At 65.6% G+C, this 23,556-nt stretch carries 21 protein-coding genes; 8 read left to right on the forward strand and 13 right to left on the reverse strand.

Features of this window, described 5'->3' with window-relative positions:
* Nucleotides 1-40: 40 nt before the first annotated feature.
* The gene (locus BMZ69_RS06105) at nucleotides 41-1,381 is read left to right on the forward strand and encodes an omega-aminotransferase AptA (RefSeq protein ID WP_092155672.1); all 1,341 of its coding nucleotides are present in this window, start codon (nucleotides 41-43) and stop codon (nucleotides 1,379-1,381) included.
* A gap of 62 nt (nucleotides 1,382-1,443) precedes the next feature.
* Here BMZ69_RS06105 and BMZ69_RS06110 read toward each other — a convergent pair whose 3' ends face one another.
* The 6 genes from BMZ69_RS06110 to BMZ69_RS06135 all read right to left on the reverse strand — a co-directional run bounded on the left by BMZ69_RS06110 (nucleotide 1,444) and on the right by BMZ69_RS06135 (nucleotide 6,318).
* Nucleotides 1,444-2,805 (reverse strand): type II restriction endonuclease, encoded by a 1,362-nt coding sequence (locus BMZ69_RS06110; RefSeq protein ID WP_092155673.1) that lies wholly within the window; start codon nucleotides 2,803-2,805, stop codon nucleotides 1,444-1,446.
* Nucleotides 2,798-3,298, reverse strand: coding sequence for a very short patch repair endonuclease (locus tag BMZ69_RS06115; RefSeq protein WP_348272455.1), 501 nt, complete (start codon nucleotides 3,296-3,298; stop codon nucleotides 2,798-2,800). The genes BMZ69_RS06110 and BMZ69_RS06115 overlap by 8 nt, the downstream gene beginning before the upstream one ends.
* Entirely contained in the window at nucleotides 3,252-4,472 is a 1,221-nt protein-coding gene (gene dcm, locus BMZ69_RS06120) for a DNA (cytosine-5-)-methyltransferase (protein ID WP_092155675.1), read from the reverse strand. Before dcm ends, BMZ69_RS06115 begins: the two co-directional genes overlap by 47 nt.
* Before the next feature lie 120 nt (nucleotides 4,473-4,592).
* Entirely contained in the window at nucleotides 4,593-5,087 is a 495-nt protein-coding gene (locus BMZ69_RS06125) for a peptide deformylase (RefSeq protein WP_092155676.1), read from the reverse strand.
* 52 nt (nucleotides 5,088-5,139) lie between these two features.
* Nucleotides 5,140-5,406, reverse strand: coding sequence for a hypothetical protein (locus BMZ69_RS06130; RefSeq protein WP_092155677.1), 267 nt, complete (start codon nucleotides 5,404-5,406; stop codon nucleotides 5,140-5,142).
* Between the two features lie 138 nt (nucleotides 5,407-5,544).
* Complete coding sequence (locus BMZ69_RS06135) at nucleotides 5,545-6,318, reverse strand: SDR family oxidoreductase (protein ID WP_092155678.1); 774 nt, start codon at nucleotides 6,316-6,318, stop codon at nucleotides 5,545-5,547.
* A gap of 130 nt (nucleotides 6,319-6,448) precedes the next feature.
* Here BMZ69_RS06135 and BMZ69_RS06140 point away from each other — a divergent pair, with 130 nt between their 5' ends.
* Nucleotides 6,449-7,351 carry a LysR family transcriptional regulator gene (locus BMZ69_RS06140; RefSeq protein WP_092155842.1) on the forward strand — a complete coding sequence of 301 codons (903 nt, stop codon included), beginning with the start codon at nucleotides 6,449-6,451 and terminating at the stop codon, nucleotides 7,349-7,351.
* On the opposite strand, the gene BMZ69_RS06145 is transcribed toward BMZ69_RS06140, so the two are convergent.
* The 4 genes from BMZ69_RS06145 to BMZ69_RS06160 all read right to left on the reverse strand — a co-directional run bounded on the left by BMZ69_RS06145 (nucleotide 7,352) and on the right by BMZ69_RS06160 (nucleotide 13,438).
* Nucleotides 7,352-9,556: a 3-hydroxyacyl-CoA dehydrogenase NAD-binding domain-containing protein gene (locus BMZ69_RS06145; RefSeq protein WP_092155679.1), complete on the reverse strand. Its 2,205-nt coding sequence runs from the start codon at nucleotides 9,554-9,556 to the stop codon at nucleotides 7,352-7,354.
* Nucleotides 9,557-9,567: 11 nt separating this feature from the next.
* Nucleotides 9,568-10,776: an acetyl-CoA C-acetyltransferase gene (locus BMZ69_RS06150; protein ID WP_092155680.1), complete on the reverse strand. Its 1,209-nt coding sequence runs from the start codon at nucleotides 10,774-10,776 to the stop codon at nucleotides 9,568-9,570.
* A 147-nt stretch (nucleotides 10,777-10,923) separates the two neighbouring features.
* Nucleotides 10,924-12,720, reverse strand: a complete 1,797-nt coding sequence (locus BMZ69_RS06155; protein WP_092155681.1) for an acyl-CoA dehydrogenase C-terminal domain-containing protein — start codon at nucleotides 12,718-12,720, stop codon at nucleotides 10,924-10,926.
* Between the two features lie 256 nt (nucleotides 12,721-12,976).
* The gene (locus BMZ69_RS06160) at nucleotides 12,977-13,438 is read right to left on the reverse strand and encodes a MerR family transcriptional regulator (RefSeq protein ID WP_092155682.1); all 462 of its coding nucleotides are present in this window, start codon (nucleotides 13,436-13,438) and stop codon (nucleotides 12,977-12,979) included.
* A 353-nt stretch (nucleotides 13,439-13,791) separates the two neighbouring features.
* Between BMZ69_RS06160 and BMZ69_RS06165 the strand changes: the two genes are divergently transcribed.
* The 3 genes from BMZ69_RS06165 to BMZ69_RS06175 all read left to right on the forward strand — a co-directional run bounded on the left by BMZ69_RS06165 (nucleotide 13,792) and on the right by BMZ69_RS06175 (nucleotide 19,141).
* The gene (locus BMZ69_RS06165) at nucleotides 13,792-17,199 is read left to right on the forward strand and encodes a tetratricopeptide repeat protein (RefSeq protein WP_092155683.1); all 3,408 of its coding nucleotides are present in this window, start codon (nucleotides 13,792-13,794) and stop codon (nucleotides 17,197-17,199) included.
* A 242-nt stretch (nucleotides 17,200-17,441) separates the two neighbouring features.
* The gene (locus BMZ69_RS06170; RefSeq protein ID WP_092155684.1) at nucleotides 17,442-18,374 is read left to right on the forward strand and encodes a sulfite exporter TauE/SafE family protein; all 933 of its coding nucleotides are present in this window, start codon (nucleotides 17,442-17,444) and stop codon (nucleotides 18,372-18,374) included.
* Complete coding sequence (locus BMZ69_RS06175) at nucleotides 18,371-19,141, forward strand: TIGR02186 family protein (RefSeq protein WP_092155685.1); 771 nt, start codon at nucleotides 18,371-18,373, stop codon at nucleotides 19,139-19,141. Before BMZ69_RS06170 ends, BMZ69_RS06175 begins: the two co-directional genes overlap by 4 nt.
* 3 nt (nucleotides 19,142-19,144) lie before the next feature.
* On the opposite strand, the gene glp is transcribed toward BMZ69_RS06175, so the two are convergent.
* Entirely contained in the window at nucleotides 19,145-20,389 is a 1,245-nt protein-coding gene (gene glp / locus BMZ69_RS06180; RefSeq protein WP_092155686.1) for a molybdopterin molybdotransferase MoeA, read from the reverse strand.
* A gap of 2 nt (nucleotides 20,390-20,391) precedes the next feature.
* Nucleotides 20,392-20,922, reverse strand: a complete 531-nt coding sequence (gene mobB / locus BMZ69_RS06185; protein ID WP_092155687.1) for a molybdopterin-guanine dinucleotide biosynthesis protein B — start codon at nucleotides 20,920-20,922, stop codon at nucleotides 20,392-20,394.
* A 177-nt stretch (nucleotides 20,923-21,099) separates the two neighbouring features.
* Here mobB and BMZ69_RS06190 point away from each other — a divergent pair, with 177 nt between their 5' ends.
* A complete protein-coding gene (locus BMZ69_RS06190) occupies nucleotides 21,100-21,330 on the forward strand; it encodes a sulfurtransferase TusA family protein (protein WP_092155843.1) in 231 nt (76 codons plus the stop codon).
* Nucleotides 21,331-21,360: 30 nt separating this feature from the next.
* Complete coding sequence (locus tag BMZ69_RS06195; RefSeq protein ID WP_092155688.1) at nucleotides 21,361-22,491, forward strand: Mrp/NBP35 family ATP-binding protein; 1,131 nt, start codon at nucleotides 21,361-21,363, stop codon at nucleotides 22,489-22,491.
* Between the two features lie 10 nt (nucleotides 22,492-22,501).
* On the opposite strand, the gene BMZ69_RS06200 is transcribed toward BMZ69_RS06195, so the two are convergent.
* A complete protein-coding gene (locus BMZ69_RS06200) occupies nucleotides 22,502-22,984 on the reverse strand; it encodes a VOC family protein (protein ID WP_175506677.1) in 483 nt (160 codons plus the stop codon).
* Between the two features lie 162 nt (nucleotides 22,985-23,146).
* Here BMZ69_RS06200 and BMZ69_RS06205 point away from each other — a divergent pair, with 162 nt between their 5' ends.
* The gene (locus BMZ69_RS06205; RefSeq protein WP_092155689.1) at nucleotides 23,147-23,548 is read left to right on the forward strand and encodes an SRPBCC family protein; all 402 of its coding nucleotides are present in this window, start codon (nucleotides 23,147-23,149) and stop codon (nucleotides 23,546-23,548) included.
* The last annotated feature ends 8 nt before the right edge of the window (nucleotides 23,549-23,556 follow it).

Below are 23,556 nucleotides of genomic sequence, written 5' to 3' on the forward strand. Positions count from 1 at the left end.
TAGGTTGAGGAAGCTTTAAAAAACTAAATGGGACCGGATCATGACCTCTGCGCCGCGCGCCATCAGCTCGCCGAACGACCTCGAAGCCTACTGGATGCCGTTCACGGCGAACCGGTCGTTCAAGCAGAATCCGCGCATGGTCGCCCGCGCCGAGGGCATGTTCTACTACACCCCCGAGGGCAAGCCGGTTATGGACGGCACCGCCGGCCTGTGGTGCTGCAATGCCGGTCACGCCCGCGAGCCGATCATCCAGGCGATCCAGGCGCAGGCGCGCGAGCTCGACTACGCCCCGTCCTTCCAGTACGGCCACCCCAAGGTCTTCGCCGCGGCCGCCCGCATCGCGGCGCTGGCGCCGGGCGATCTCGACCACGTCTTCTTCGCCGGCTCGGGCTCGGAAGCGGCCGACTCCGCGCTGAAGATCGCCCTCGCCTACTGGAACGTCTCGGGCAAAGGCTCGAAGACCCGGCTGATCGGCCGCGAGCGCGGCTATCACGGCGTCGGCTTCGGCGGCATCTCCGTCGGCGGCATGGTCAACAACCGCAAGTTCTTCGGCGGTCTCCTGACCGGTACCGACCACATCTCCCACACCTATGACCGCGAGAAGCAGGCCTTCAGCAAGGGCGAGCCGGACTATGGCGCGCATTTCGCCGATGATCTCGAGCGCGTCGTCGCCCTGCACGACGCCTCGACCATCGCCGCCGTGATCGTCGAACCGATGGCGGGCTCGACCGGCGCGCTGCCGCCGCCGAAGGGCTATCTCAAGCGGCTGCGCGAGCTCTGCGACAAGCACGGCATCCTCCTGATCTTCGACGAGGTCATCACCGGCTTCGGCCGCCTCGGCTTCGCCTTCGCCGCCGAGCGCTACGGCGTGATCCCCGACATGATCACCTTCGCCAAGGGCGTCACCTCAGGCACGGTGCCGATGGGCGGCGTGATCGTGCGCAAGCACATCTACGACGCCTTCATGAACGGCCCGGACAACGTCATCGAGCTGTTCCACGGCTACACCTATTCCGGCCACCCGCTGGCGGCGGCGGCCTCGCTGGCGGCGCTCGACATCTATCGCGAGGAGGGCCTGTTCGAGCGGGCGCGGGCGATGGAGGAGAGCTGGGCCGATGCGGTGATGAGCCTGAAGGGCGAGCCGAACGTGGTCGATATCCGCACGCTGGGCCTGGTCGGCGCCGTCGACCTCGCCCCCCGCGCCGACGGTGTCGGCAAACGCGCCTTCGAGGCGATGGATCGCCTCTTCCGCGATGAAGGCCTGATGGTCCGCACCGCCGCCGACACGATCGCCTTCTCGCCGCCGCTGATTATCAGCGAATCCCAGGTCGAGGAGCTGATCGGCAAGCTGCGCCGGGTGATCCGGGCGGTGGCGAACTGAGACTCGTTGCCGCTGCCCCGGCGTCATGATCGGGCTTGTCCCGACCATGGCGCCATTGGCTGCTAGAGCCCCCAAATTCGCATTCTACTTCTAACGTCAATTTCAAAAAATGTTTTAAAATCTATTACATTAGTATGATGCTGATATTCAGATATTTTTGACTTCTTTAAAAGCTCAGGAACTACGAGATTTATACCCATCCCCGCCATCTCTTCGATAGCGTTCGATGCAATGTTTTCGTCAACCGTGGCCAAGAACAACTCGCTACCATGCATCTCTCTCTCTACCTGCTTCCACCGTTCTCTGAGCGTGGTCTTTGCGCTCAAGATCAGGCCCGCGGCTTGCCCGGTTGAAGGTTTTTGCAACCTGCTTAGAGACGGCAGTATAAAATCAGGACGTTTTTTGGATTGAATTACTACCTGTTTTTCAAACGGGATTTGACCACCAACAAGCATCGCTTCAATGTGATGCTCAAACGAGTATCCCGCGCGTGACTTACGTTGCTGGCTCGCAGATAGCAAAAGCGCGTCGATTTCAGGCAGTTTATCAACCAAACTCCGAATGAGCTGCCCAGTCGAAACTGATGAGGGCTGATCTCCCAATACGATGCGGACCAGAGCAACTGCGCATTCGCGCCGTTGATATTCACGAAACATATCCCACTCGATACCGCGGCTGACTTCTCGCAGAACATCACCTGGATTATCCAGAAGCCGGGAGTCAAGATTAGCAATACCTTGCTTTTGCAGGTATGCATTTCGAGCCAGCGTAGCCAGTGCGAGTGTTGTAGGCATAGCGGCGCTATCTCTGGCAAATTTTTCAATCAGGCCAGCTTTCCATGCAGCGATAACCTGTTCTGCGAAATCTAATATTTTTCTATTCTCCTCCCGCCTCTTAAGCGCGGGATCGAAGATCTCGATCCTAAAATCCGGCTGAATTGCTAGAAAATTGGTCAGATACAGAGCATCTTCTGAGCTCGAATCGATTGTTAAGCACCGATAGCTCAATCCGTTTTGGTCTTGAACTCTGCCCATCACTAAAAAAGAGGCCGGAGACAAATCTACGAAGGCCGCCTTCGGCAACCGCGTCAAGTGTGTCTCCGGTCCTTTGCTGGTATAATGGACCAAACGGGTGTCTGCTCGTGTCTCGTTTACTTCCGGCCAGTTCGTTTGAAAAAAAACTTCGCGAATCGGATCGCCACCATCGCTTCCTCGATTCTTCTCACTCAGGGGCGGAAAAAAACCTCCGTCTCGCTGCAGCGGAGGTATGTAAACCCCGGCTTGATGCTTATTTGTGAATCGCGCCCAGTCGCGGTCATTGTTAGAAAGTTTTTTGACCAAAACAGACGACGAGATTGCTAGCAATTCGACGAGAAGTGCCGCCTCAATAGTTGGTTCTTGAGGTATATAATTTTTTTTACTCACACACGCCTCCCCTTATCTCCAAGGAAGCAGCATCCGACCGCAACCAGTTTTCACATAACTCAATTACCTCAATTAGGGGTATTCGTGTTTTTCCTTTCAATGCGCACTCCCAAACTACTCCTCGTCGCCATCCCGCCGTCGACAGAGCACTGGCCGTATCTCGATCTACAAATTTGTTTCGATTGATTTTGTCATGCCAGAATTTTTCGCGCGATTTTGGCCAACGGAACAGATGACAATCGTGACCATGCCAGAAACAACCGTGAGCAAATATGACGGCTCGATAAACCGGAAACACAATGTCAGGTTTTCCAGGCAACGCGGAATCATGCAGTCGAAATCTAAATCCTCGCGCGTGCAGTCCTTTGCGCAATAAGAGTTCTGGTTTCGTGTTTTTGCCGCGAATGCCAGACATCATCCGGCTACGAACATGGGGTGCAACAATATCAGGCATGCGCCTGACTATTGGCAGCCGCAGTATACTTCGCGCCATCGAGTGCAGCTTCAATAAACGGCTTCATTGCGCCAGCCACAAACTCCACTACGGGCACAACAACCGAGTTCCCGAATTGCCGATAGGCCTGCGTGTCGGAAACAGGGATTTTGAAGCTCCGATCCTTGGTCTCGAATCCCATCAACCGTGCGCATTCCCTCGGCGTCAACCGACGCGGCCGCTTGCCCGGCTGGTCGATAAGAATTTCAGAGCCATCCTTGTAATAGCGCGCCGAAAGGGTTCTTGCGACATCGTTGGGCCCAAACAGGCTGTAGCCGAATCCGTTTCCAGCTGCCTGATGCTTCTCCTTGTATCCCTTCAGATAACCCCAGAGATGCTCAGTCAGCGTGTACTTGGGGTCGACCTCATCAGACGGATCGAGGATTGTGCCCAGCTTGGGCCCGTTGCCTGATTTTGGTACTTTCAGACTTGCGAAGTCGAATGCTGTCTGCTCGCGAAACCCGACAATGAAAATGCGTTCCCGCTTCTGCGGCACCCAAGGCTCAGAACTGATCACGCGATACTGCACGTGATAACCAAGTTCGTTCCTGAGAACATTCAGGATCGTCGCAAAAGTGCGACCCTGATCGTGATTTTCAAGATTCTTGACGTTCTCAAGCAGGAATGCCGCTGGTCTGTGACGAGCGATGATCTGGGCGGTATCAAAGAAAAGCGTGCCCTGCGTATCGCATAGAAAGCCATGAGGTCTACCCAAAGCGTTCTTTTTGGAAACGCCGGCGATAGAGAACGGCTGACAGGGAAAGCCCGCAAGCAGCACATCGTGCTCGGGCACAAGCTCAGGATTCTCCGAATATTGCCTGATGTCGCCCGCGATTTCGTGGTTATCCCTGAAATTCAGCGCATATGTTTTCTGGCTGAACGGGTCCCACTCCGACGTAAAGGCGCAATGACCACCAATGCTCTCGAATCCGAGCCTTAGCCCACCGATCCCGGCAAAGAGATCGATAAACCGAAATGATGGTCTTGCAGGTGGGAGGCCTTCATCGCCAGCCTTGTCGAGCAGTCGCCAGACCGGTGGAGGTGGCTGGCATTCTCCGTTCTCGTATCGATAGACCTGCCTTAGCGAGGTGCCTAAAGCCTTGGCTGCTTCCTCGATCGTGAGCCCGGACTGCTCGCGAAACAGGGCAAATGTGGTCTTGGGCCGGGTAAGCATCGAAATCTCGAATCACTGCTGGGTCGATTTTTGTCAGACTGACACTATTCGACACGGCGAGCAATTAATGTTCTATGTATGTTCCCAGTTGATGCTACTGAGAAAGTCACTGCCAGGCATCTAGCCCCGCCGCAGCTTGTTGTAGCGGGCCACCAGCCTGTCGCGCTTGAGCCGCGACAGGCGGTCGATCCAGAAGATGCCGTCGAGCTGGTCGATCTCGTGCTGATGGCAGACCGCGAGCAGGCCGTCGGCATCCTCGCTCCGCTCGCTGCCCTCCAGATCCTGATAGCGCACGCGGATGCGGGCATGGCGCTCCAACTCGTCGGTGACGCCGGGCATCGAGACGCTGCCCTCGGTGTGGCTGATGGTTTCGCGCGAGACCTGATCCAGCACCGGATTGGCATAGATGCGGACCTCGCCGGGCGTCAGCTCCAGCACGACGAGGCGCGAGAGCACGCCGATATGCGGCGCGGTGATGCCGATGCCGGGCGCTGCCCGCATCGTGTCGAGCAGGTCTTCGGCGAGCGCGCGCAGATCGGCATCGAAGCGTGTGACCGGCGCTGCGGGCAAACGCAGACGCGGGTCGGGAAAGCTCAGGATCGGGCGAATGGGCATGATGTCGTGCTTGTCCTCGCAGCTCAGTATTCCGCCGAAGCGAGCCCGCCCGTCAGCGCGCGACGCGCCAGGCGACGAGAACCGCGAGCGCGGCCGGCACCAGGAAGACCACGGCAAGGATCGGCAGTTCCTCGCGCACCGAATAACCGGCCCTGGTGACGCCGACCCACATATTGACCAGCGCGATCGCCAGCCAGGCCGGCACGAACAGCTTCGCCGCCGTCGCGAAGGCCGGCTCGGCCCCGCCCCAGAGCTTGCCGAAGAGGAGGAACAGGCCGAGCAGGATGATCCCGCCGCCGATCACCATTGCCATATGCATGGGCCGCCCCCACTCGGAACCCCGTTCCGCACCGTCTTGATAGCTTTGCCAGGATAGACGGGAGCTGAATGAACGCTTCAGCTCCCGGCAAGGAAAGCTGCCGGCCACCCTCAACCAGAATAGCCGGGGCCTTGGCATTCACTTCGTCGTATAGCCGCCATTGACCAGGATGGTCTGGCCGGTCATCCACCAGCCGTCCGAGACAAGGAAGCGGATGAAGGGAACGACGTCCTCGATATCGGTGAGGCCGGTCTTCGAGAACTTCGAGAGCGCGGCCGCGGTCTTGTGATAGGCGACCGCATCCCTACCCTCGGCAGGATAGAAGAACGGCGTATCCATCGGGCCGGGCCCGATCGCGGTGACCGAGATGCCGCGCTCGCCGAATTCCTTGGAAGCGGCGCGGGTGAAATGCTCCACCGGGGCCTTCATGCCGGCATAGGCGGCATAGAACGGCGTGAAGGCGCCGAGCAGGGAGGTAACCACCGTGGTGATCTTACCGTTGTCGTTCAGCGCCTTGCCGGCCTCCTTGAGGAAGAAGAAGGCCGATTTCGAATTCACCGCGGCCATCTCGTCGTATTCGGCCTCGCTGATCTCGGCCATCGGCTTCTTCAGCACCTTGCCGACGGTGTTGATCGCGATGTCCGGCCGGCCTACCGCGACAATGGTGTCGGCGAAGAGCTTCTCGACGGCGCCGGCCGTGGTGAGGTCGGCCCGGAAGGCAACGGCCTCTGCACCCGCGGCCTTCACCACGGCGACGGTCGCATCGGCATCCGCCTTGGCCGCGGCACTGTTGTAGTGGATCGCCACTGCCTTGGCGCCGTGGGCAGCGAGATCGCGGGCGAGCAAGCCGCCGAGATTCTTGGCGCCGCCGGCGATGATGACGGTCTTGTCCTTGATGCTGTGGTCGGCCATGGCCTCGTCTCCTGCTGTCGCTGCGAGCCCTGCTCGCCTCGTCAGCAAGGTAGCCAGACGATTGTTCCGATAAAGCCGGATAAGCTGACATGACTTGTCAGCGACGACGAACAATCACATCGTGCCGGCCATGGACCGGTTCGAGCTCTTTTCCACCTTCGCCCGCGTCGTCGAATGCGCCAGCTTCACCCGCGCCGCGGCGACGCTCGGCCAGCCGCGCTCCTCGGTCTCGGCGGCGATCCGGCTGCTGGAGGATCGGCTCGGGACGCGCCTGCTGCATCGCACGACCCGGCATGTCGCGCCGACGCAGGACGGGCTCGCCTTCTATGAGCGCTGCCTCAGATTGATCGCCGAGGTCGAGGAGGCCGAGACGCTGTTCCGCAGCGCCGGAGACGGGCCGGCGGGCAAGCTCCGGATCGACGTGCCCGGCCGGATCGGCCGCCTGATCATCGCGCCGGCACTGCCCGATTTCCTGGCGCGCTATCCCGACATCTCGGTTACGCTCGGCGTCACCGACCGGGCGGTCAACCTGATCGAGGACAGCGTCGACTGCGTGCTGCGCGTCGGTCCGCTCAGCGATTCCAGCCTGATCGCGCGCAATCTCGGCGAACTCAGGCTGATCAATGTCGCGAGCCCGGCCTATCTCGCGCGGTTTGGGGTGCCGGAAAACCCGGAGGACCTCTCGGCGCATGAAGCGGTGCACTATGCCTCGCCCTCGACCGGCGCGGTCGAGGACTGGCAATGGTTGGACAGCGGGCGATTGCACAGCCGGACGATGGCCGGCCGCGTCACCGTCAACAGCGCCGAGGCCTATATCGCCTGCTGCCTTTCCGGACTCGGGCTGATCCAGATTCCGGCCTATGACGTCGCCGCGCATCTCGAGGCAGGCGAGCTGGTCGATGTTATGCCGGAGCACAGGGCGGAACCGATGCCGGTCGCCCTGCTCTATCCACACCGGCAGCACCTCTCGCGCCGCCTCAAGGTCTTCGCCGACTGGCTGGAGCCGCTCCTGAAGGAGCGGCTCTTCGCCTGATCAGGCGGCGGCCTTCTTCTCGGCCGAGCCGTAGAAGCTCTCACCGGTCTTGGCCATGCGCTTCAGCAGCCGGTTCGGCTTGAAGCGCTCGCCATGCTTCTTGGCCAGGCTCTCGCAGAGCTTCACGAAGGCGGCCGCGCCCATATTGTCGATATAGGACAGCGTGCCCCCGCTATAAGGCGCGAAGCCGAAGCCGATGATCGAGCCGACATCGGCCTCGCGCGGGTCGGTGACGACGCCTTCCTCATAGGTCTTGGCTGCTTCAAGCGCCTGGGTGACGAGCAGGCGGTGCTTCAGCTCCTCCATATCGACCAGCTCGGGCTCGAGCTTGTTCCTGGTGAGCTCGGCAAGGCCGGGCCAGAGCCGCTTCGGGCCGGCTTCCGGATAGTCGTAGAAGCCCTTCCTGTTCTTGCGGCCGAGGCGGCCATGCTTCTCGACCATCTCGTTGAGCAGCTTCTCCTGCGCCGGATCGATGGAGGCGTCGCCGAGCTGGGCCTTGGTCGCCTTCAGCACCTTGTAGGCGAGATCGACCGCGACCTCGTCATTGAGCGAGAGCGGGCCGACCGGCATGCCAGCCTGCTTGCCGGCCGCCTCGATCATCGCCGGCGGCACGCCTTCCATCAGCATGAGGTGCCCCTCGCGGATGTAGTTGCCGACGCAGCGATTGGCGTAGAAGCCTCTGACGTCGTTGACGACGATCGGCGTCTTCTTGATGGCGCGGACGAAGTCGAGCGCCATGGCGAGCGCCTTCTTGCCGGTCTTCCTGGCCATGATGATCTCGACCAGCAGCATCTTCTCGACCGGCGAGAAGAAATGGATGCCGATGAAATTCTTCGGGCGCTCGCTGTGCTCGGCGAGGCCGGTGATCGGCAGCGTCGAGGTGTTGGAGCCGAAGATGGTCTTGGGGCCGACCACGGCCTCGACCTTGGCGATGACCTCGGCCTTGACCTTGGGGTCCTCGAACACCGCCTCGACGATGAGGTCGCAGCCCTTGAGGTCGGCATAGTCAGCCGAGGCCTTGATCCGCCCGAGCAGCGCGTCACGATCGGCGGTCTTGGCTCTGCCCTTGGTGATCTGGTCGGTGACCAGCTTGTGCGAATAGGCCTTGCCGTTCTCGGCCGCCTCAACATCCCTGTCGACTAGTACCACCTCGATACCCGCATTGGCGGTGACATAGGCGATGCCGGCGCCCATGAAGCCGGCGCCGACGACGCCGACCTTCTTCAGCTTCGAGGCCGGGACATCGGCCGGGCGGCGGGCGCCCTTGTTCAGCTCCTGCATCGAGACGAAGAGCGAGCGGATCATCGAGGCCGCCTCCTTCGTCCGCAGGATTTTTGCGAAATAGCGGCTCTCGACCTTGAGGGCGAGGTCCATCGGCAGCTGCAGGCCTTCATAGACCGCGCTCAGGATGGCGCGGGCGGCCGGATAATTGTCGTTGGTCTCGCGGCGATAGATCGCGTTGGCCGGCGGCCAGATCTGCATGCCGGCCGGCGAATGCACCTTGTTCGAGGGGAGCTTGAACTTCGGGTCTTCCCAGGGCTGCTTCGCCTGCGGGTTGGCCTTCAGCCATTCCTTGGCCGCGGCGACGATCTGGTCGCGCGGCAGGACCGCATGGACGAGGCCCATATTGCGGGCCGGCAGCGCCTTGATCTGGTCGCCCTTGAACATCATCTGCAGCGCGTCGCCGGTCTGCATCAGGCGCGAGACGCGCTGGGTGCCGCCAGCGCCGGGGAACAGCCCGACCTTGATCTCGGGCAGGCCGACGCGGGTCGAGGCATCGTCCGAGACGACGCGTAGCTGGCAGGAGAGCGCGAGCTCGAAGGCGCCGCCGAGGCAGACGCCATGGATCGCCGCCGCGAACGGCTTCCCGCAGGTCTCGAGCTTACGATAGAGCAGCGAAAGCTTGCGGCTCTCGTCGAAGAAGCGCTGCATCGCGATCTGCTCGCCCTGCTCCTTGGCGAGCTTGACATAGAGGTCGCGCAGGCCCTGCAGCATGGTGAGGTCGGCGCCGCCGGAGAAGGCTTCCTTGCCGGAGACGATGACGCAGCCCTTGATGGCTTCGTCACCCGCGACCTTGTCGACGACCTGGTTCAGCTCTTCCATCACCTGCGGGGTGATGACGTTCATCGAGCGCTCGGGCATGTCCCAGGTCAGGGTGGCGATGCCGTCGGCGTCGGTCTCGAAGCGGAAATTGGTGAGGTTCATAGTGTCTCTCCTCAAACCCGTTCGATGATGGTGGCGACGCCCATGCCGACGGCGACGCAGAGCGTGACCAGCGCGGTCTGCTTGTTCGTCCGCTCCAGCTCGTCGAGCACGGTGCCCAAAATCATCGCGCCGGTGGCGCCGAGCGGGTGGCCCATGGCGATGGCGCCGCCATTGACGTTGAGCACGGCGTCGTCGATGTCGAAGGCCTGCTGGTAGCGCAGCACCACCGAGGAGAAGGCCTCGTTCAGCTCGAACAGGTCGATGTCCTTTGCGCTCATCCCGGCCTTCTTCAGCACGAGCTCGGTGACGTCGACCGGGCCGGTCAGCATCAGGGCGAGGTCGGAGCCGGTCGTGGCGAAAGCCTTGATGCGGGCGCGGGGCTTGAGGCCGGCCGCCTTGCCGGCCTTTTTCGAGCCGACCAGCACGGCGGCAGCACCGTCGACGATGCCCGAGGAGTTGCCGGCATGGTGGACGTGGTTGACGAACTCGACATCCGGATGCGCCGCGGTCGCGACCGCATCGAAGCCGCCCATCTCCCCCATCTGGACGAAGGAGGCCTTGAGCGCGGCCAGTGCCTGCATGTCGGTCGCCGGGCGGATGGTCTCGTCGCGGTCGAGGATGATCAAGCCGTTGACGTCGGTGACCGGGATCACCGAGTTCTTGAAGCGGCCCTCTTCCCAGGCCTTGGCGGCGCGCTTGTGCGAGCGCACGGCATAGGCGTCGACATCATCGCGCGAGAAACCATATTTCGTCGCGATCAGGTCGGCCGAGACGCCCTGCGGCATGAAATAGGTGTCGATCGCGACGCTAGGGTCGACCGCGATGCCGAAGCCCGAGGCGCCCATGCCGATGCGGGACATGCTCTCGACGCCGCCGCCGATCGTCATCTCCTTCTGGCCGGACATCACCTGCGCCGCGGCGAGGTTCACCGCGTCCAAGCCCGAGGCGCAGAAGCGGTTGATCTGCACGCCCGGCACTTCCTTGCCGTAGCCGGCTTTCAGAGCGACGGTGCGGGCGATGTCGGCGCCGGCCTCGCCGACCGGATCGACGCAGCCATAGACCACGTCCTCGACCAGCTTGGGATCGAGATTGTTCCGCTCCTTGATGGCGCGCAGGGTCTGCGTACCCAGTTCGATCGCGGTGACTTCGTGGAGCGAACCGTCCGCCTTGCCCTTGCCGCGCGGCGTCCGGACGTGATCGTAGATGAAGGCGTCTGCCATGGGTGAAGGCCTCCGGGCTGGCCGCGAATGCGGCTCGTTTTCCTGCCGGACGTCATGGTCGGGCTTCACCCGACCATCTCGTTATCCAGCGAACTCATCAAGAGATGCTCGGGTCAAGCCCGAGCATGACGTGTGTGCTATGCGCGTTCAGAACTGCTCGGCGCTCAGCGCCATGGTGGCATCCGAGCCGGAGGTGATCCGCGCCAGATGCGCAGCGGTCTCGGGCAGCGAGCGCTCCATGAAGAAGCGTGCGGTGACGAGCTTGGCGTTCATGCGCTCGGCCTGGCCATTGGCGCCGGCCTTGAGCTTCTCCTGCGCGACCTTGGCCATCTTCGCCCACATATAGCCGAGCGAGACCAAGCCGAGCAGGTGCATGTAGTCATGCGCGCCGGCGCCGGCATTATCCGGCTTGGCGAGCGCGTTCTGCATGAACCACATCGTCGCCTGCTGGAGATGGCCGAGCGAGGCGGCGAGCGAGACCAGGAGCGGCTTCAGCGCCTCGTCGCCCTCGTTCTCCTTCACGAAGGCGCCGATCTCGTTGAAGAAGGCCATGATGGCGCGGCCCCCATCGCGTCCGAGCTTGCGGCCGACAAGGTCCATCGCCTGCACGCCGTTGGCGCCCTCGTAGATCATGGCGATGCGGGCATCGCGGACGAACTGCTCCATGCCCCATTCGGCAATGTAACCATGGCCGCCATACATCTGCTGGGCCTTCACCGCATTGTCGAAGCCGACATCGGTGAGCACGCCCTTCAGGACCGGCGTCATCAGGCCGAGCTGGTCATCGGCGGCCTGGCGCTCGGCATCATCGCCCGAGCGATGGGCAACGTCAGACTTGATCGCGTTCCAGATCACGAAGGCGCGCGCCGCCTCGTTGAAGGCCTTGATCGACATCAGCGTGCGGCGCACGTCCGGGTGGACGATGATCGGGTCGGCGGCCTTGTCCGGGTTCTTGGCGCCGGTCAGCGCCCGGCCCTGCAGGCGGTCCTTGGCGTATGCCACGGCGTTCTGATAGGCGACCTCGGACTGGGCAAGACCCTGGATCGCGACGCCGAGGCGGGCCTCGTTCATCATCACGAACATGGCGTTGAGGCCCTTGTTCTCGGCCCCGACCAGCCAGCCCTTCGCCCCGTCATAGTTCATGACGCAGGTCGAGTTGCCGTGGATGCCCATCTTGTGCTCGATCGAGCCGCAGGACACCTTGTTGTTGGCGCCGACCGAGCCGTCAGCGCCAACCTCGTTGCGCGGCACGACGAAGAGCGAGATGCCCTTGACACCCTGCGGCGCGCCCTCGATGCGGGCGAGCACGAGGTGGACGATGTTCTCTGTGATGTCCTGCTCGCCGGCCGAGATGAAGATCTTGGTTCCGGTGATCGCGTAGGAGCCGTCGCCGTTCGGCACGGCCTTGGTCTTGATCAGGCCGAGATCGGTGCCGCAATGCGGCTCGGTCAGGTTCATCGTGCCCGACCAGGTGCCCTCGGCCATCTTCGGCAGATAGGTGCGCTTTTGTTCATCCGTACCATGGACATAGAGCGCCGCCATCGCGCCCATGGTCAGGCCGGGATACATCGAGAAGGCCATGTTCGCCGAGGAGGAGAACTCGTTCATGATGGCGCCGAGCGTATAGGGCAGGCCCTGGCCCCCATATTCGGGATCCATGGCGAGACCGATCCAGCCGCCCGCGGCATAAGCCTCATAGGCCTGCTTGAAACCCTTCGGCGTCGTCACCGAGCCATCGGCATTGCGCTTGCAGCCTTCCTGGTCACCGGAATGGTTGATCGGCTGGAGAACTTCCTCGCAGAGCTTGGCGCCCTCGCCGAGCACGGCCTCGACCAGATCCGGCGTCGCCTCGGCGAAGCCCGGGAGGTTGTTGTAGCGCTCGAACTGGAAGACGTCGTTGAGCAGGAACAGCGTGTCCTCGACAGGCGCCTTGTAGACCGGCATCGCATCCTCCCTGGCGTTTCGTGCAGCCTTGATGACGAAGCTTGCCGGCTCGATATGACAGCGGCGCTTCGAGATAGTTCACATATAAACTATCTAGTCGCGCCTTGCCAAGGGGCCGCATCAACTTTTTCGTTCGGACAGCACTTTCCGCAAGATTGGCGCGAGCGGCGCTGCGCTTGCAAACGAAAAATGCCCCGAACCGGTTCCGGCTCGGGGCATCGCGATCGTATCGGGCGGCGGCCTATGCGGCCGGGTGTCAAGCGTCGAGACGCGCGAGGGTCGCCTCGAGCTCGGCGATGGCGGCCTCGATCTCGGCGCGCTGGCTGCGCAGCAGTTCGAGCTGCTCGGCGATCTGGCCGCGGCTGAGCTGCAGGCCGCCGACCGAGGCGGACGGCTCCTTGCCCTTGAGCTCCTTGCCTTCCTCATTGGCGAGCATGGCGCGGATCTCGACCAGGGTGAAGCCGAGCTGCTTGCCCTTGAGGATCAGAGCGAGGCGGGCGCGGTCGCGGCCGGAATAGATCCGGGTCAGGCCGGAGCGGGCGGGAGCGAGCAGGCCGCGCGATTCGTAGAAGCGGAGCGTGCGCAGGGTCACCCCGAATTCGCGGGCGAGATCGCTGATGGTGAAGCCACCGGCTTCGGTTTCATTCGTCGTCTGCGGAGAGGCGGAGCGGCCGTCGTGACTCGGTGTGGCCGCCAGAGCTGAGCCTTGGCGCGGCATATCTGATCCTTGCGGTTGCGGAGCGGGGCGCCAATCCATCGGCAGGCGCCCCTGCGTTGCCGGCAATGTACGCACGACGTCGCCCTTACGTCACGTCATTCAGCGCCGGACAGGGGTAAGTTACCGTTATACCCGGCTCGGGCAAGCCTCGATGCTCAGGTTTCCAGAAAATTAACGTCCGGCCGCAGGATCTTAACGCTCTGTTTACCGTGACGGCGAAAAGTCGGTTCCGCGATCTCCGGCATCGTTCGCATCAACCCGATGTTCATGAATGCCGAGATTGCAAGGGCGCCGCCGCGTAAGGGGGCAGCGAGCGCTCCTTGATCGAGATTGCCCCTCGAGGCGAGCGTGACATGGCGACCAGCCTGCCCTGGAGCGTCAAGGGCGTCGATCCGCGCACGCGCGATGCGGCAAAGGCCGCCGCGCGTCGCGCCGGGATGACGCTCGGCGAATGGCTCGACAGCAAGATTCGCGAAGAGGCTGGGGAACCCGAAGCCGTCGCGCGCGACGCCGAGCAGGACATCGTCGCGCTCTCGGATCGCCTCGCCCGCCTGTCCCAGGGCGGAATGCAGACCTCCCCACCGCCGCAGGCTGCGCCGGCCAAACCCGAGCTCACGCGCGAACGCATGGACGCGTTCATCACCCAGGCCGCCATGGCCGAGCGCCTAACGCGCGACAGCAATGCGCGGACCGCAAGCGCGCTCGATTCGATCGCGCAATGGATGGAGCGCACCGAGAGCCGCCTGTCGCAGGGCGAGCGCAGCACGGTCGAGCGCCAGGAGCGCGCCACCGCCGTGATCGCCGACGCGATCAAGGCGATGGGCACGCGACTCAGCGACATCGAGCGCCGCTCCGAGGAAGCGAGCCGCCGGCCGGCTGCGCCGCCGCCGCCCCCGCCGCAGACCACGCGCCCTGTCGTGCTCAGCCGCGACGGCCTTGCTGCCGCGGTGTCCGACATCCGCTCGCGCCAGCGCACCCTCGATGGCGATACGCGCGCCCCGGCTTTCGAGCGCCCCGTTGCCGCACCGACGCTCGCCGCCTTGCGCGACGATCTGCGTCAGCTGAGCGACCGTATCGCCCCGGTCCAGCCGGCGCTGCGCGCCGAGGAGCAGCGCTCCGCCTTCAAGCCGCTCGAGCGCGCGATCGGCGAGCTCGGGGCCAGGCTCGACCGCCTCGACGGGCGCGAACGGCTCGATCCCGTCCTGAAGCCGCTGGCGCGGATCGAAGCCGAGATCGGCCGTCTGTCGGAGGCGCGCTCGCAGGAAAGCTACAACCGCTTCGAGCTGGAGGTCGCCCATCTCGCCGCCAAGATCGATGCGCTCGTCGCGCGCGGCGGCGACCGTCAGGCCATCGCCCCGATCCTGAACGAGCTGGCCGAGCTGCGCGAGATCGTCTCGGCCACGGACGGCCGGCGATTCGACGACCTCTCGCTGCAGCTCAGCGCCCTGACCTCCGATGTCGGACGCCTGCACGACGACAGGCGCGACCTGCGCAGCCTGGCGCTGGCGCTCGAGGACGTGCGCGAGAGCCTGCTCGCCGACCGCTCGCGCGAGCGCCACGACGAGAGCGGCCCACTGCAGGCCCTGTCGCGCCAGGTCGAATCGCTGGCTCACAAGATCGACTCGCTGCCGGCGATGAATGCGTCCGTCATCAACGGGCAGGTCGACCAGTTGGTCGCCCGCCTCGGCGAGCTCGACGCCAGCGGCCGCCCGGCCTCCAACGAGCTCGCCGGGCGCATCGAAGCGCTGGTGAACAAGCTCGAACACCTGGCCGACCGGCCGCCGAGCCGGCTCGAAGACCGGATCGAGGCGCTGACCGATCGCGTCGAGCAGCTCGCTGCCTCCAGCACGCTCGCCCAGATGGTCGACGAAGGCGGAGCGCCGCTCGCCCGGGTCGACATGCGCCCGGTCGAGGACATGCTGCGCGGCCTCGCCGCCAAGATCGACGAGGCCGGACGGCCCGGAGCTGGCTCCGAATCCTTCGACGCGCTCGAACGCCAGATCGCCGGCCTGACGCAACGGCTCGACCAACAGGCGGCGACGCGCTCGGCCGAGAACGGCCTCGAGCGGACGCTGGAGGATCTCGTCGTCCACCTCCAGGGCATGCGCGAGGACACCACCGCCGCAGCAGAACGCGCGGCGCGCGCCGCCATGGCCGAAATGCCCGCGTCGCGCGGTGCGAGCCTGTCCGAGCTCAGCGACCTGATGAGCGGCCTGCGCGAGAGCCATGTCTCGACCGGGCGCGAGACCCAGGATGCGATCGGCGCCGTCCATCGGACGCTGGAGACCATCATCGGCCGCCTCGGCGATCTCGAAGCCGAGATCGGGGGCGAGCGGCGCAGCAATGCGCCAACCCCACGCGTCCGCGCGCCGGTCGACGAGATCAAGGCGAGCGCTTCCGCCGTCCCGATGGCCGAGCGCTTCGCCGCCGACCAGCGCCTGCCGCGCGCCGGCGGGCTCGACCTGCCGCTGGAGCCGGGCTCCGGCCGGCCGCGCCCCGATGCGCCAGCCCCGCAGGGCAACGACCCCCAGGCTGTCCGTCAGAGCCTGATCGCAGCGGCGCGCCGCTCGGCCAAGGCCGCCAGCGAGGCCGCCGCCGCCAATCCGGCCGCTGCGGACGCGGCGAAAGCGGGCAAGGCCGCCAAGCCCGCCTCAGGCGGACGCCTCAAGGAAATCCTGGAGAAGCGTCGCCGGCCATTGCTGCTCGGCCTCGCGGCGCTGGTGCTGGCGATCGGCGCGGCGCAGGTCTTCTCCGGCGGCCAGCAGGGCGCCAAGAAGCCGGCGGTGAACGAGAGCAGCAGCCGGACCGAGCCCGCCAATCCCGCTGCCACGGCCGCTCCCGAAGCCAAGCCGTCGCCGCAGGCCAGCCCCGCCGAGCCGGCGTCGCCGCCGGCGAAGGACCAGAGCTCGGCACTCCAGCCGCTGCCGCTCGGCACGACACCGGCGCAGGCGGCCGTGCCCGCGCCGGCCCAGGCCGCGAACGCCGAGCCGATGCCGGCGCCTGCCGCGGTACCCTCCATGGTCGCAGCGCTGCCGCTGCAGAGCCCGGCCGAAGCGACCGAGACCGTCACCGGGATCGGCGACCTGCCGGGCACCGTTGGCACCGCCGGCCTGCGCAAGGCGGCGCTCGCGGGCGATGCCCGCGCTGTCTACCAGCTCGCCGCCCAGGCGGCCGACGGACCGGGCAACCGCGATCCGAAGCTGGCGCTGCGCCTGTTCGAGCGCGCCGCCGTCGCGGGTCTCGGGCCGGCGCAGTTCCGGCTCGGCAACATGTTCGAGAAGGGCATCGGCACCAATCGCGACCCGGCGCTGGCCAAGGTCTGGTACGGGCGCGCCGCCGAGCGCGGCAACGCCAAGGCGATGCACAATCTCGCAGTGCTCTACGCCGAAGGTGCCGGCGGCAAGCCGGACTATGCGACCGCGACGGACTGGTTCCGCCGCGCCGCCGAGCACGGCGTGCGCGACAGCCAGTACAACCTCGCCATCCTGCTCGGCCGCGGCCTCGGCGCGCCGGCCGATCTCGGCCAGTCCTATCGCTGGTTCGCGATCGCCGCCGCACAGGGCGACGAGGATGCCGGCCGCAAGCGCGACGAGGTCGCGAGCCGGCTGTCGGGGAGCGATCTCGCCGCGGCCAAGGCCGCCGCCGAGACATGGAAGCCAAAGCCCCTCGAAGCCAGCGCCAACGAAGTCACGCCGCCGGCCAAGGGTTGGGACGAGGCGCCGGTCGCCGCCAAGAAGCCGGCCAAGCCTGGCCGCGGCTGAGGCCGACGCGGGCGCAGGCGACAGCCTGCACCCGAGACCCGTTCAAAGCTGCACAAATTGAAAAGGTTTCCGCTGTAGCCTTTCCGCTACGGCGCGCTTTCCGTTCGGCCGGCTCCGGCGGAACAGAGAGAATTCGTGCCAGCTCAGCAGGTTGGGCATGTTCTCGTCGCAAAAGTGATATCCACTTTGGCGGATCATGCCCGACATGGGAAGGCATCGACGGCCGGCGAGGTTTTGGAAGCGTGCAGATCTATCTCCCGATCGCGGAACTGCCGATCAGCATTTTCCTGGTGCTCGGGCTGAGCGGCGCGGTCGGCTTCATCTCCGGCCTGTTCGGGGTCGGCGGCGGCTTCCTGCTGACGCCGTTGCTGATCTTTCTCGACATTCCCCCCGCCGTCGCGGTCGCGACTGTCGCCGCGCAGGTCGCCGGCTCGTCGATGACCGGCGTGCTCACCTATTGGCGACGCAACGCGCTCGACTTCAAGCTCGGCGGCATCCTGGTCACCGGCGGCATCGTCGGGACCATCCTGGGTGTGCTGTTCTTCAACTCGATGCGCCGCCTCGGCCAGCTCGAGCTGGTCATCACCATCGCCTATGTCACGCTCTTCACCTGCATCGGCGGATTGATGCTGTTCGACGCGGTGCGGGCCGCACTACGTGACCGCAGGGGCAAGCCGGCTCGCCGCCTGCGCGAAGCCGGCTCGCATCCGCCCTGGATGGGCCTGCCGCTGCGCATGCGCTTCCCGCGCTCGCAGCTCTATGCCAGCGTGATCCCGATCGCGACGCTCGCCGTGATCATCGGCTTCATCGGCGCCGTGCTCGGCGTCGGCGGCGGCTTCATGCTCGTGCCGGCGCTGATCTACTTCTTCCGGATCCCGCCGGCGGTGGTGGTCGGCACCTCGCTGTTCCAGATCCTCGTCACCATGTCCGGCGCGACCGTGCTGCACGCCGTCACCAACCAGTCGGTCGACATCATCCTCGCCATGCTGCTGCTGGTCGGCGGCGTCATCGGCGCACAATTCGGCGGGCGGGCGGCCCGCAACCTCAACGTCTCGTCGTTCCGGTTGCTACTGGCGCTGCTGATCCTCTCCGTCGGCCTGCGCTTCGCGGTCGAGCTCTTCCTGCCGCCGAGCGAGCCCTATTCGGTGGTCGTGCCGGAAGGAGCGCAGCGATGAGACGCGCGGCATTCATCCTCGCTGCGGGCTGCCTGGCGGCTCTCGCCGGCGTTCCGGCCAGGGCCGAGACGCTGATCGCGGCGCTATCGACCCATCGGATCGCGATCGCCTCCAATTTCACTGGCGACCAGCTCGCGGTGTTCGGCCTGGTCGAGCGCGACGGCCGCTCCGTCGCCCGCGCCGACCCCTACGACATCGTCGTCACCGTGCGCGGACCGCAGCGCATGCTGATCGTGCGCGAGAAGGAGCGCGTCGGCCCGCTCTGGATCAACCGCAACCAGCGCCGCTTCCCGGACCGCTCGATCTATCTGTCGGTCGCGACCAATCGCCCGATCAAGGAAATCCTGTCGGAGGAGGCGGCGCGGCGCGACCGCATCGGCCTCGCCAATGCGCAGCGTACGCAGGCAGGTTTCGACTTCGAGCTGGACATCGGCCGGTTCCGCGATGCGCTGATCCGCACGCTCGAAGGCAAGCAGCTCTACACGCTCGACGAGCGCGGCGTCACCTTCCTGTCGCCGGCCCTGTTCAGCTCCCAGATCAAGATTCCGGCGATAGCCCCGACCGGCCCATACGAGGTCGAGGTGCTGCTCTATGCCGGCGGCTCGGTGCTGGCGCGCCAGACCACCAATTTCGAGGTGGTCAAGACCGGCGCCGAGCAAAGCATGGCCTCGGCCGCGCACGACCGGCCGTTCCTCTACGGCCTGGCGACGGCGGCCGTGGCGCTGCTGTTCGGCTGGCTGGCGACGGTGATCTTCCGGCGCGACTGAGAATCAGCCCGTCAGCATCTCATAGGCGAAGAAGGGCGCGATCGTGCCCTCGGCGATGCTGGTCAGCTCATCGGCGAGCTCGACCAGCCCGTCGGTCTCGGCCAGCGAGATCAGCGCGCCTGCGCCCTCGCGCGGGTGCTTTCGCGCCGTAGCGATGCCGTCCGGGCCGGGCTCGAGCGAGACACGGACGTATTCGCGCCGCCCGGCCCGCTTCTTGTAGGAAAAGCCGAGCCGGACCGGCAGCCCGTATGGCCGCGCCGGCCTGGCGCCCGACAGCAGCGCGATCACGGTGCGGGCGACGAAGGCGAAGGTGACGAAGACCGCGACGGGATTGCCGGGCAGGCCGATGAACGGCGTGCCGGCGACGCGTCCCATCGCCACCGGGCGGCCGGGCTTGATCGCCACGCGCCAGAAGGCGAGCTCGCCGACCTGCTCGACCGCCGCCTTGACGTGATCCTCCTCGCCCCCCGAGACGCCGCCCGAGGTCAGGATCAGGTCGCAATCCGCCGCCTCGCGCAGCCGCGTGGCCAGACTCTCCGGCTCGTCAGCGAGAATGCCGAGGTCGACGACCTCCGCCCCCGCCCGACTCGCCAGCGCCCGCAACAGGTTGCGATTGGCGTCATAGATGCCGGCCGGCGGCAGGGCGGTGCCGGGCTCGTTGAGCTCATCGCCGGTCGAGAAGATCGCGACGCGGACGCGGCGGCGCACCGTCACCTCGCTCAGGCCGAGCGCGGCCAGCAACGCCAGGTGCTGCGGCTGCAGGCGCTGGCCGGCGGTGAGCGCCAGGCCGCCGCGCGGCAGATCCTCGCCGGCCAGCCGCACATTGGCGCCGCGCGTCAAGCCGGCGGGCAGGATGACGGCGTCGCCCTGAAGCGCGACATCCTCCTGCATGAAGACGGTGTCGGCGCCGGCCGGCATCGGCGCGCCGGTGAAGACGCGCACAGCCCTCCCCGCAGCCGCGACGCCGGCCGCATCGGCACCGGCCGCGACCCGGCCCGAGAGCGGCAACCGGCTCTGCCCGGTAGCCGCCAGATCGGCGAAACGGACCGCATAGCCATCGACAGCGGCGTTGGCGAAAGGCGGCAGGGCGACCGGCGCGACGACATCCTGCGCCAGCACGCGCCCGTCCGCGGCGGCGAGCGGGATGGTCTGCGTGCCGGCGACCGCCGTGACCTGCTCCGCGGCGTGCACGGCCGCCTGCTCGATCGTCAGGACGGTTCCATCGGCATCCGCGCTGAGCTGCGCCATCGTCAGAGCCTCCCTTTCGCCTGCGACAGCACGGCATCGAGAGGCTGCGCGTTGGCGAAGAGACAATCGGCGATGGTGGGGATGTCCTCGAGCCCGATCACCGGCCGGCCAGCCTGCAAGAAAGCGGTGTCGCTGGCGATCGCGACGATGCTGGGGTCATCCGGGTGCAGCGGCGGCTTGGCGTTGGCGGCGCGGTAGACCTCGAGCTTGGCATGCGGATCGCGCTTGAAACCCTCGACGATGACAAGATCGACCGGCGACAGCCGCGCCAGCAGCTCCGGCAGTGTCGCCTCGGCCTCGCCGCGCAGCTCGTGCAGCAGCGCCCAGCGCTGGGCGGAGGAGATCAGCACCTCGGAGGCGCCGGCCTGCCGATGCGCCCAGGAATCCTTGCCGGGCGTGTCGAGATCGAAGGCGTGATGGGCGTGCTTGATCGTCGAGACCCTGACACCGCGGCGGCTGAACTCCGGGATCAGCTTGGTCAGGAGAGACGTCTTGCCGGCCCCGCTCCAGCCCGCCAGTCCGATCACGCGCATCGACAATGACATCCTGCGAAAGACAAACCGGGCGCGACATGCGCCCGGTTGTCATCCTGCAAATCGGCTCGGGCGGTCAAGCCGGCCGGGCACGCCGCGTCATGCGCGGCGGGGATCGCGCTCTGCGGGGGAGCGGGCTGTTGCCGGGCGGCGAAATGCCATCATATGACACGCGACATGACTTCGATCCCGCTCGACCTGCGCGGCCTCAAATGCCCGCATCCGGCCCTGCGCGTGCGCAAGGCGCTGCTCGGCGCGGCGCCGGGCACGCTCCTCGTCGTCGCGTGCACCGATCCGATGGCCGCCATCGACATTCCCAATCTCGTCCGGGAAAGCAGCGCTTCGCTCGAGCACAGCGGCACCGAGGGCCGGCTTCTGACATTCCATATCCGCAAGTCCGCGGCCTAACGCCGCGCGCTCATACAGGAACCCGCGATCGTGCCCCTCTCGCAAAACGACATCCTGCGCGCCCTTGAATTGGTGAAGCTGCCGGCGAGCGGGCAATCGCTGGCGGCGTCGGGCCGCATCGGCGATATCCTGATCGACGGCGGCAAGGTGATCTTCGCGATCGGCATCGACGCGACCGAAGCCAGTGCGATGGAGCCGGTGCGCAAGGCGGCGGAAAGCGCGGTCAGCGGCATTCCCGGCGTGACGCAGGTGCTGGTCGGCCTCACCGCCGACAAGGCGCCCGGGCGCGCGCCCTCGCAAGCGGCCGAGGCGCGCCGGCAGGCGCATGGCCAGCCCGGCCCCGGCGGGCCGGTGCCGAAGGCGGCCGGCATTCCCGGTGTCAAGCAGATCATCGCGGTCGCGAGCGGCAAGGGCGGCGTCGGCAAGTCGACCACCACCGCCAATCTTGCCGTCGGCCTCGCCACCCTCGGCCTCAAGGTCGGTGTGCTCGATGCCGACATCTACGGCCCGTCCGTGCCGAAAATCTTCGGCATCACCGGCAAACCGCGGCTGATCTCGGGCCGGACGCTCGCGCCGATGGAGGCCTACGGCCTCAAGATCATGTCGATCGGCTTCCTGATCGACGAGGAGACGCCGATGATCTGGCGTGGACCCATGGTGATCTCGGCGATCACCCAGATGCTGCGCGAGGTCGCCTGGGGCGAGCTCGACGTGCTCGTCGTCGACATGCCGCCCGGCACCGGCGACGCCCAGCTCACCATGGCGCAGCAGACCCCGCTCGCCGGAGCGGTGATCGTCTCGACGCCACAGGACCTTGCTCTGCTCGATGCCCGCCGCGGCGTCGCCATGTTCAAGAAGGTCGAGGTGCCGATCCTCGGCATCGTCGAGAACATGAGCTATTTCATCTGCCCTGAATGCGGTCACCGCTCGGACATCTTCGCCCATGGCGGCGCAAGGCACGAGGCAGAGCGTCTCCATGTGCCATTCCTTGGCGAGATCCCGCTCGCCATGCCGATCCGCGAGACCTCCGATGGCGGACGCCCGATCGTCGCGAGCGACCCCGATAGCGCCCATGCCAAGGCCTATGTTGCCCTGGCGCGGCAAGTGAAGGCCGGCCTTGCCGGACCCGCCCGCGCAGCGCCGCGGATCGTGATCGAATAAGGCCAGTCGGCTAGGCCCGGAGCGCCGGAGCACTGGGCCTGTGCGCAGCCAGCTGGTCGGGCGGCACTTTGTCCGTGTCCACCTCCCGCTCGGTCAGCATCCAGATGTGGCCGAACGGATCGAACAGCGAGGCGACCCGCCGCCCTTCGGTATCGGTCTTGACGCGGTCGCGCAGCGCGGCGCCCGCCACGATCGCCTGCGCGAAACAGACCTCGATATCGGGGACTGTCAGCAGGATCGTCATGCTCACCGCTCCGGCCGCCTTGGGGAAGAACGGGCCGCCATAGGGCGGCTCTTCCTCCCGGAGCGGATTTGCACCGGCGACGGAAACACGGGTTCCGCCGATGAGCATCTCGACCCCGGCGAGTTCACCGTCGATCCTATGTGTATTGAGCTGCCGTGCCTCGAAGGCCTCGCTGTAGAAATCCGCGGCCTCCTGCTCACGCCCTTGCTGCACGAAAATCGCCAGGCCCAGGCCGATGCTCTGCTCCATCTCAAATCTCCTGATCCGTCGCCGCTGGAATAGAGGGCTGGCGAAGCCGACGGATTCTTGATCGATCCGCGGCGAGCTCGCACACGGCCCATCACCGATGCGCGATGACAGATGAATTTGTTCATGTTATGTTCTTGTTCCCACAATCAAGGAGAGGCGATCATGCCCGTCCTGCCGACGCGCCATATCAGCATCGCGATCGACCGGCCGATCGAGGATGTCTACGGCTTCCTCGCCGACCCCATGAACTTCCCGAAATGGGCGGAGGGCCTCGGCGACGAGTTCGGCCATGTCGAGGGTATGACCTATCGCGCCAGGACGCCGATGGGGCCAATGCGGGTGCTGTTCAGCGAGCCCAATCGCTACGGCGTGCTCGATCACGCCGTGATCCCCGACAGCGGCGCGCCGATGCACAATCCGATGCGCGCCCTCCCCAATGGCAGCGGTAGCGAGGTGGTGTTCACACTGTTCCGGCGGCCGGAGATGAGCGATGACGACTTCGCCCGCGATGCCGAATGGGTGGCGGCCGATCTCGCCCGCCTGAAAGCCCTGCTGGAGGCTTGAGGCGCAGG

It is taken from the genome of Allobosea sp. CRIB-10 (genome assembly GCF_900112185.1).
Taxonomy (GTDB): domain Bacteria; phylum Pseudomonadota; class Alphaproteobacteria; order Rhizobiales; family Beijerinckiaceae; genus Allobosea.

Bases quoted from the DNA above. Each gene is read 5' to 3' on its own strand.
- glp (WP_092155686.1), bottom strand. From the start codon at position 20,389: ATGGCGCAGCTCAGCGCGGATGCCGATGGAACCGTCCTGACGATCGAG.
- BMZ69_RS06205 (WP_092155689.1), top strand. From the start codon at position 23,147: ATGCCCGTCCTGCCGACGCGCCATATCAGCATCGCGATCGACCGGCCG.
- BMZ69_RS06140 (WP_092155842.1), top strand. From the start codon at position 6,449: ATGGACCGGTTCGAGCTCTTTTCCACCTTCGCCCGCGTCGTCGAATGC.
- BMZ69_RS06175 (WP_092155685.1), top strand. From the start codon at position 18,371: ATGAGACGCGCGGCATTCATCCTCGCTGCGGGCTGCCTGGCGGCTCTC.
- BMZ69_RS06150 (WP_092155680.1), bottom strand. From the start codon at position 10,776: ATGGCAGACGCCTTCATCTACGATCACGTCCGGACGCCGCGCGGCAAG.
- BMZ69_RS06105 (WP_092155672.1), top strand. From the start codon at position 41: ATGACCTCTGCGCCGCGCGCCATCAGCTCGCCGAACGACCTCGAAGCC.
- dcm (WP_092155675.1), bottom strand. From the start codon at position 4,472: ATGCTTACCCGGCCCAAGACCACATTTGCCCTGTTTCGCGAGCAGTCC.
- BMZ69_RS06165 (WP_092155683.1), top strand. From the start codon at position 13,792: ATGGCGACCAGCCTGCCCTGGAGCGTCAAGGGCGTCGATCCGCGCACG.
- BMZ69_RS06135 (WP_092155678.1), bottom strand. From the start codon at position 6,318: ATGGCCGACCACAGCATCAAGGACAAGACCGTCATCATCGCCGGCGGC.
- BMZ69_RS06200 (WP_175506677.1), bottom strand. From the start codon at position 22,984: ATGGAGCAGAGCATCGGCCTGGGCCTGGCGATTTTCGTGCAGCAAGGG.
- BMZ69_RS06130 (WP_092155677.1), bottom strand. From the start codon at position 5,406: ATGCATATGGCAATGGTGATCGGCGGCGGGATCATCCTGCTCGGCCTG.
- BMZ69_RS06145 (WP_092155679.1), bottom strand. From the start codon at position 9,556: ATGAACCTCACCAATTTCCGCTTCGAGACCGACGCCGACGGCATCGCC.
- BMZ69_RS06115 (WP_348272455.1), bottom strand. From the start codon at position 3,298: ATGGCGCGAAGTATACTGCGGCTGCCAATAGTCAGGCGCATGCCTGAT.
- mobB (WP_092155687.1), bottom strand. From the start codon at position 20,922: ATGCGCGTGATCGGACTGGCGGGCTGGAGCGGGGCCGGCAAGACGTCT.
- BMZ69_RS06125 (WP_092155676.1), bottom strand. From the start codon at position 5,087: ATGCCCATTCGCCCGATCCTGAGCTTTCCCGACCCGCGTCTGCGTTTG.
- BMZ69_RS06155 (WP_092155681.1), bottom strand. From the start codon at position 12,720: ATGCCGGTCTACAAGGCGCCTGTCGAGGACACGCTGTTCCTGCTCAAC.
- BMZ69_RS06190 (WP_092155843.1), top strand. From the start codon at position 21,100: ATGACTTCGATCCCGCTCGACCTGCGCGGCCTCAAATGCCCGCATCCG.
- BMZ69_RS06160 (WP_092155682.1), bottom strand. From the start codon at position 13,438: ATGCCGCGCCAAGGCTCAGCTCTGGCGGCCACACCGAGTCACGACGGC.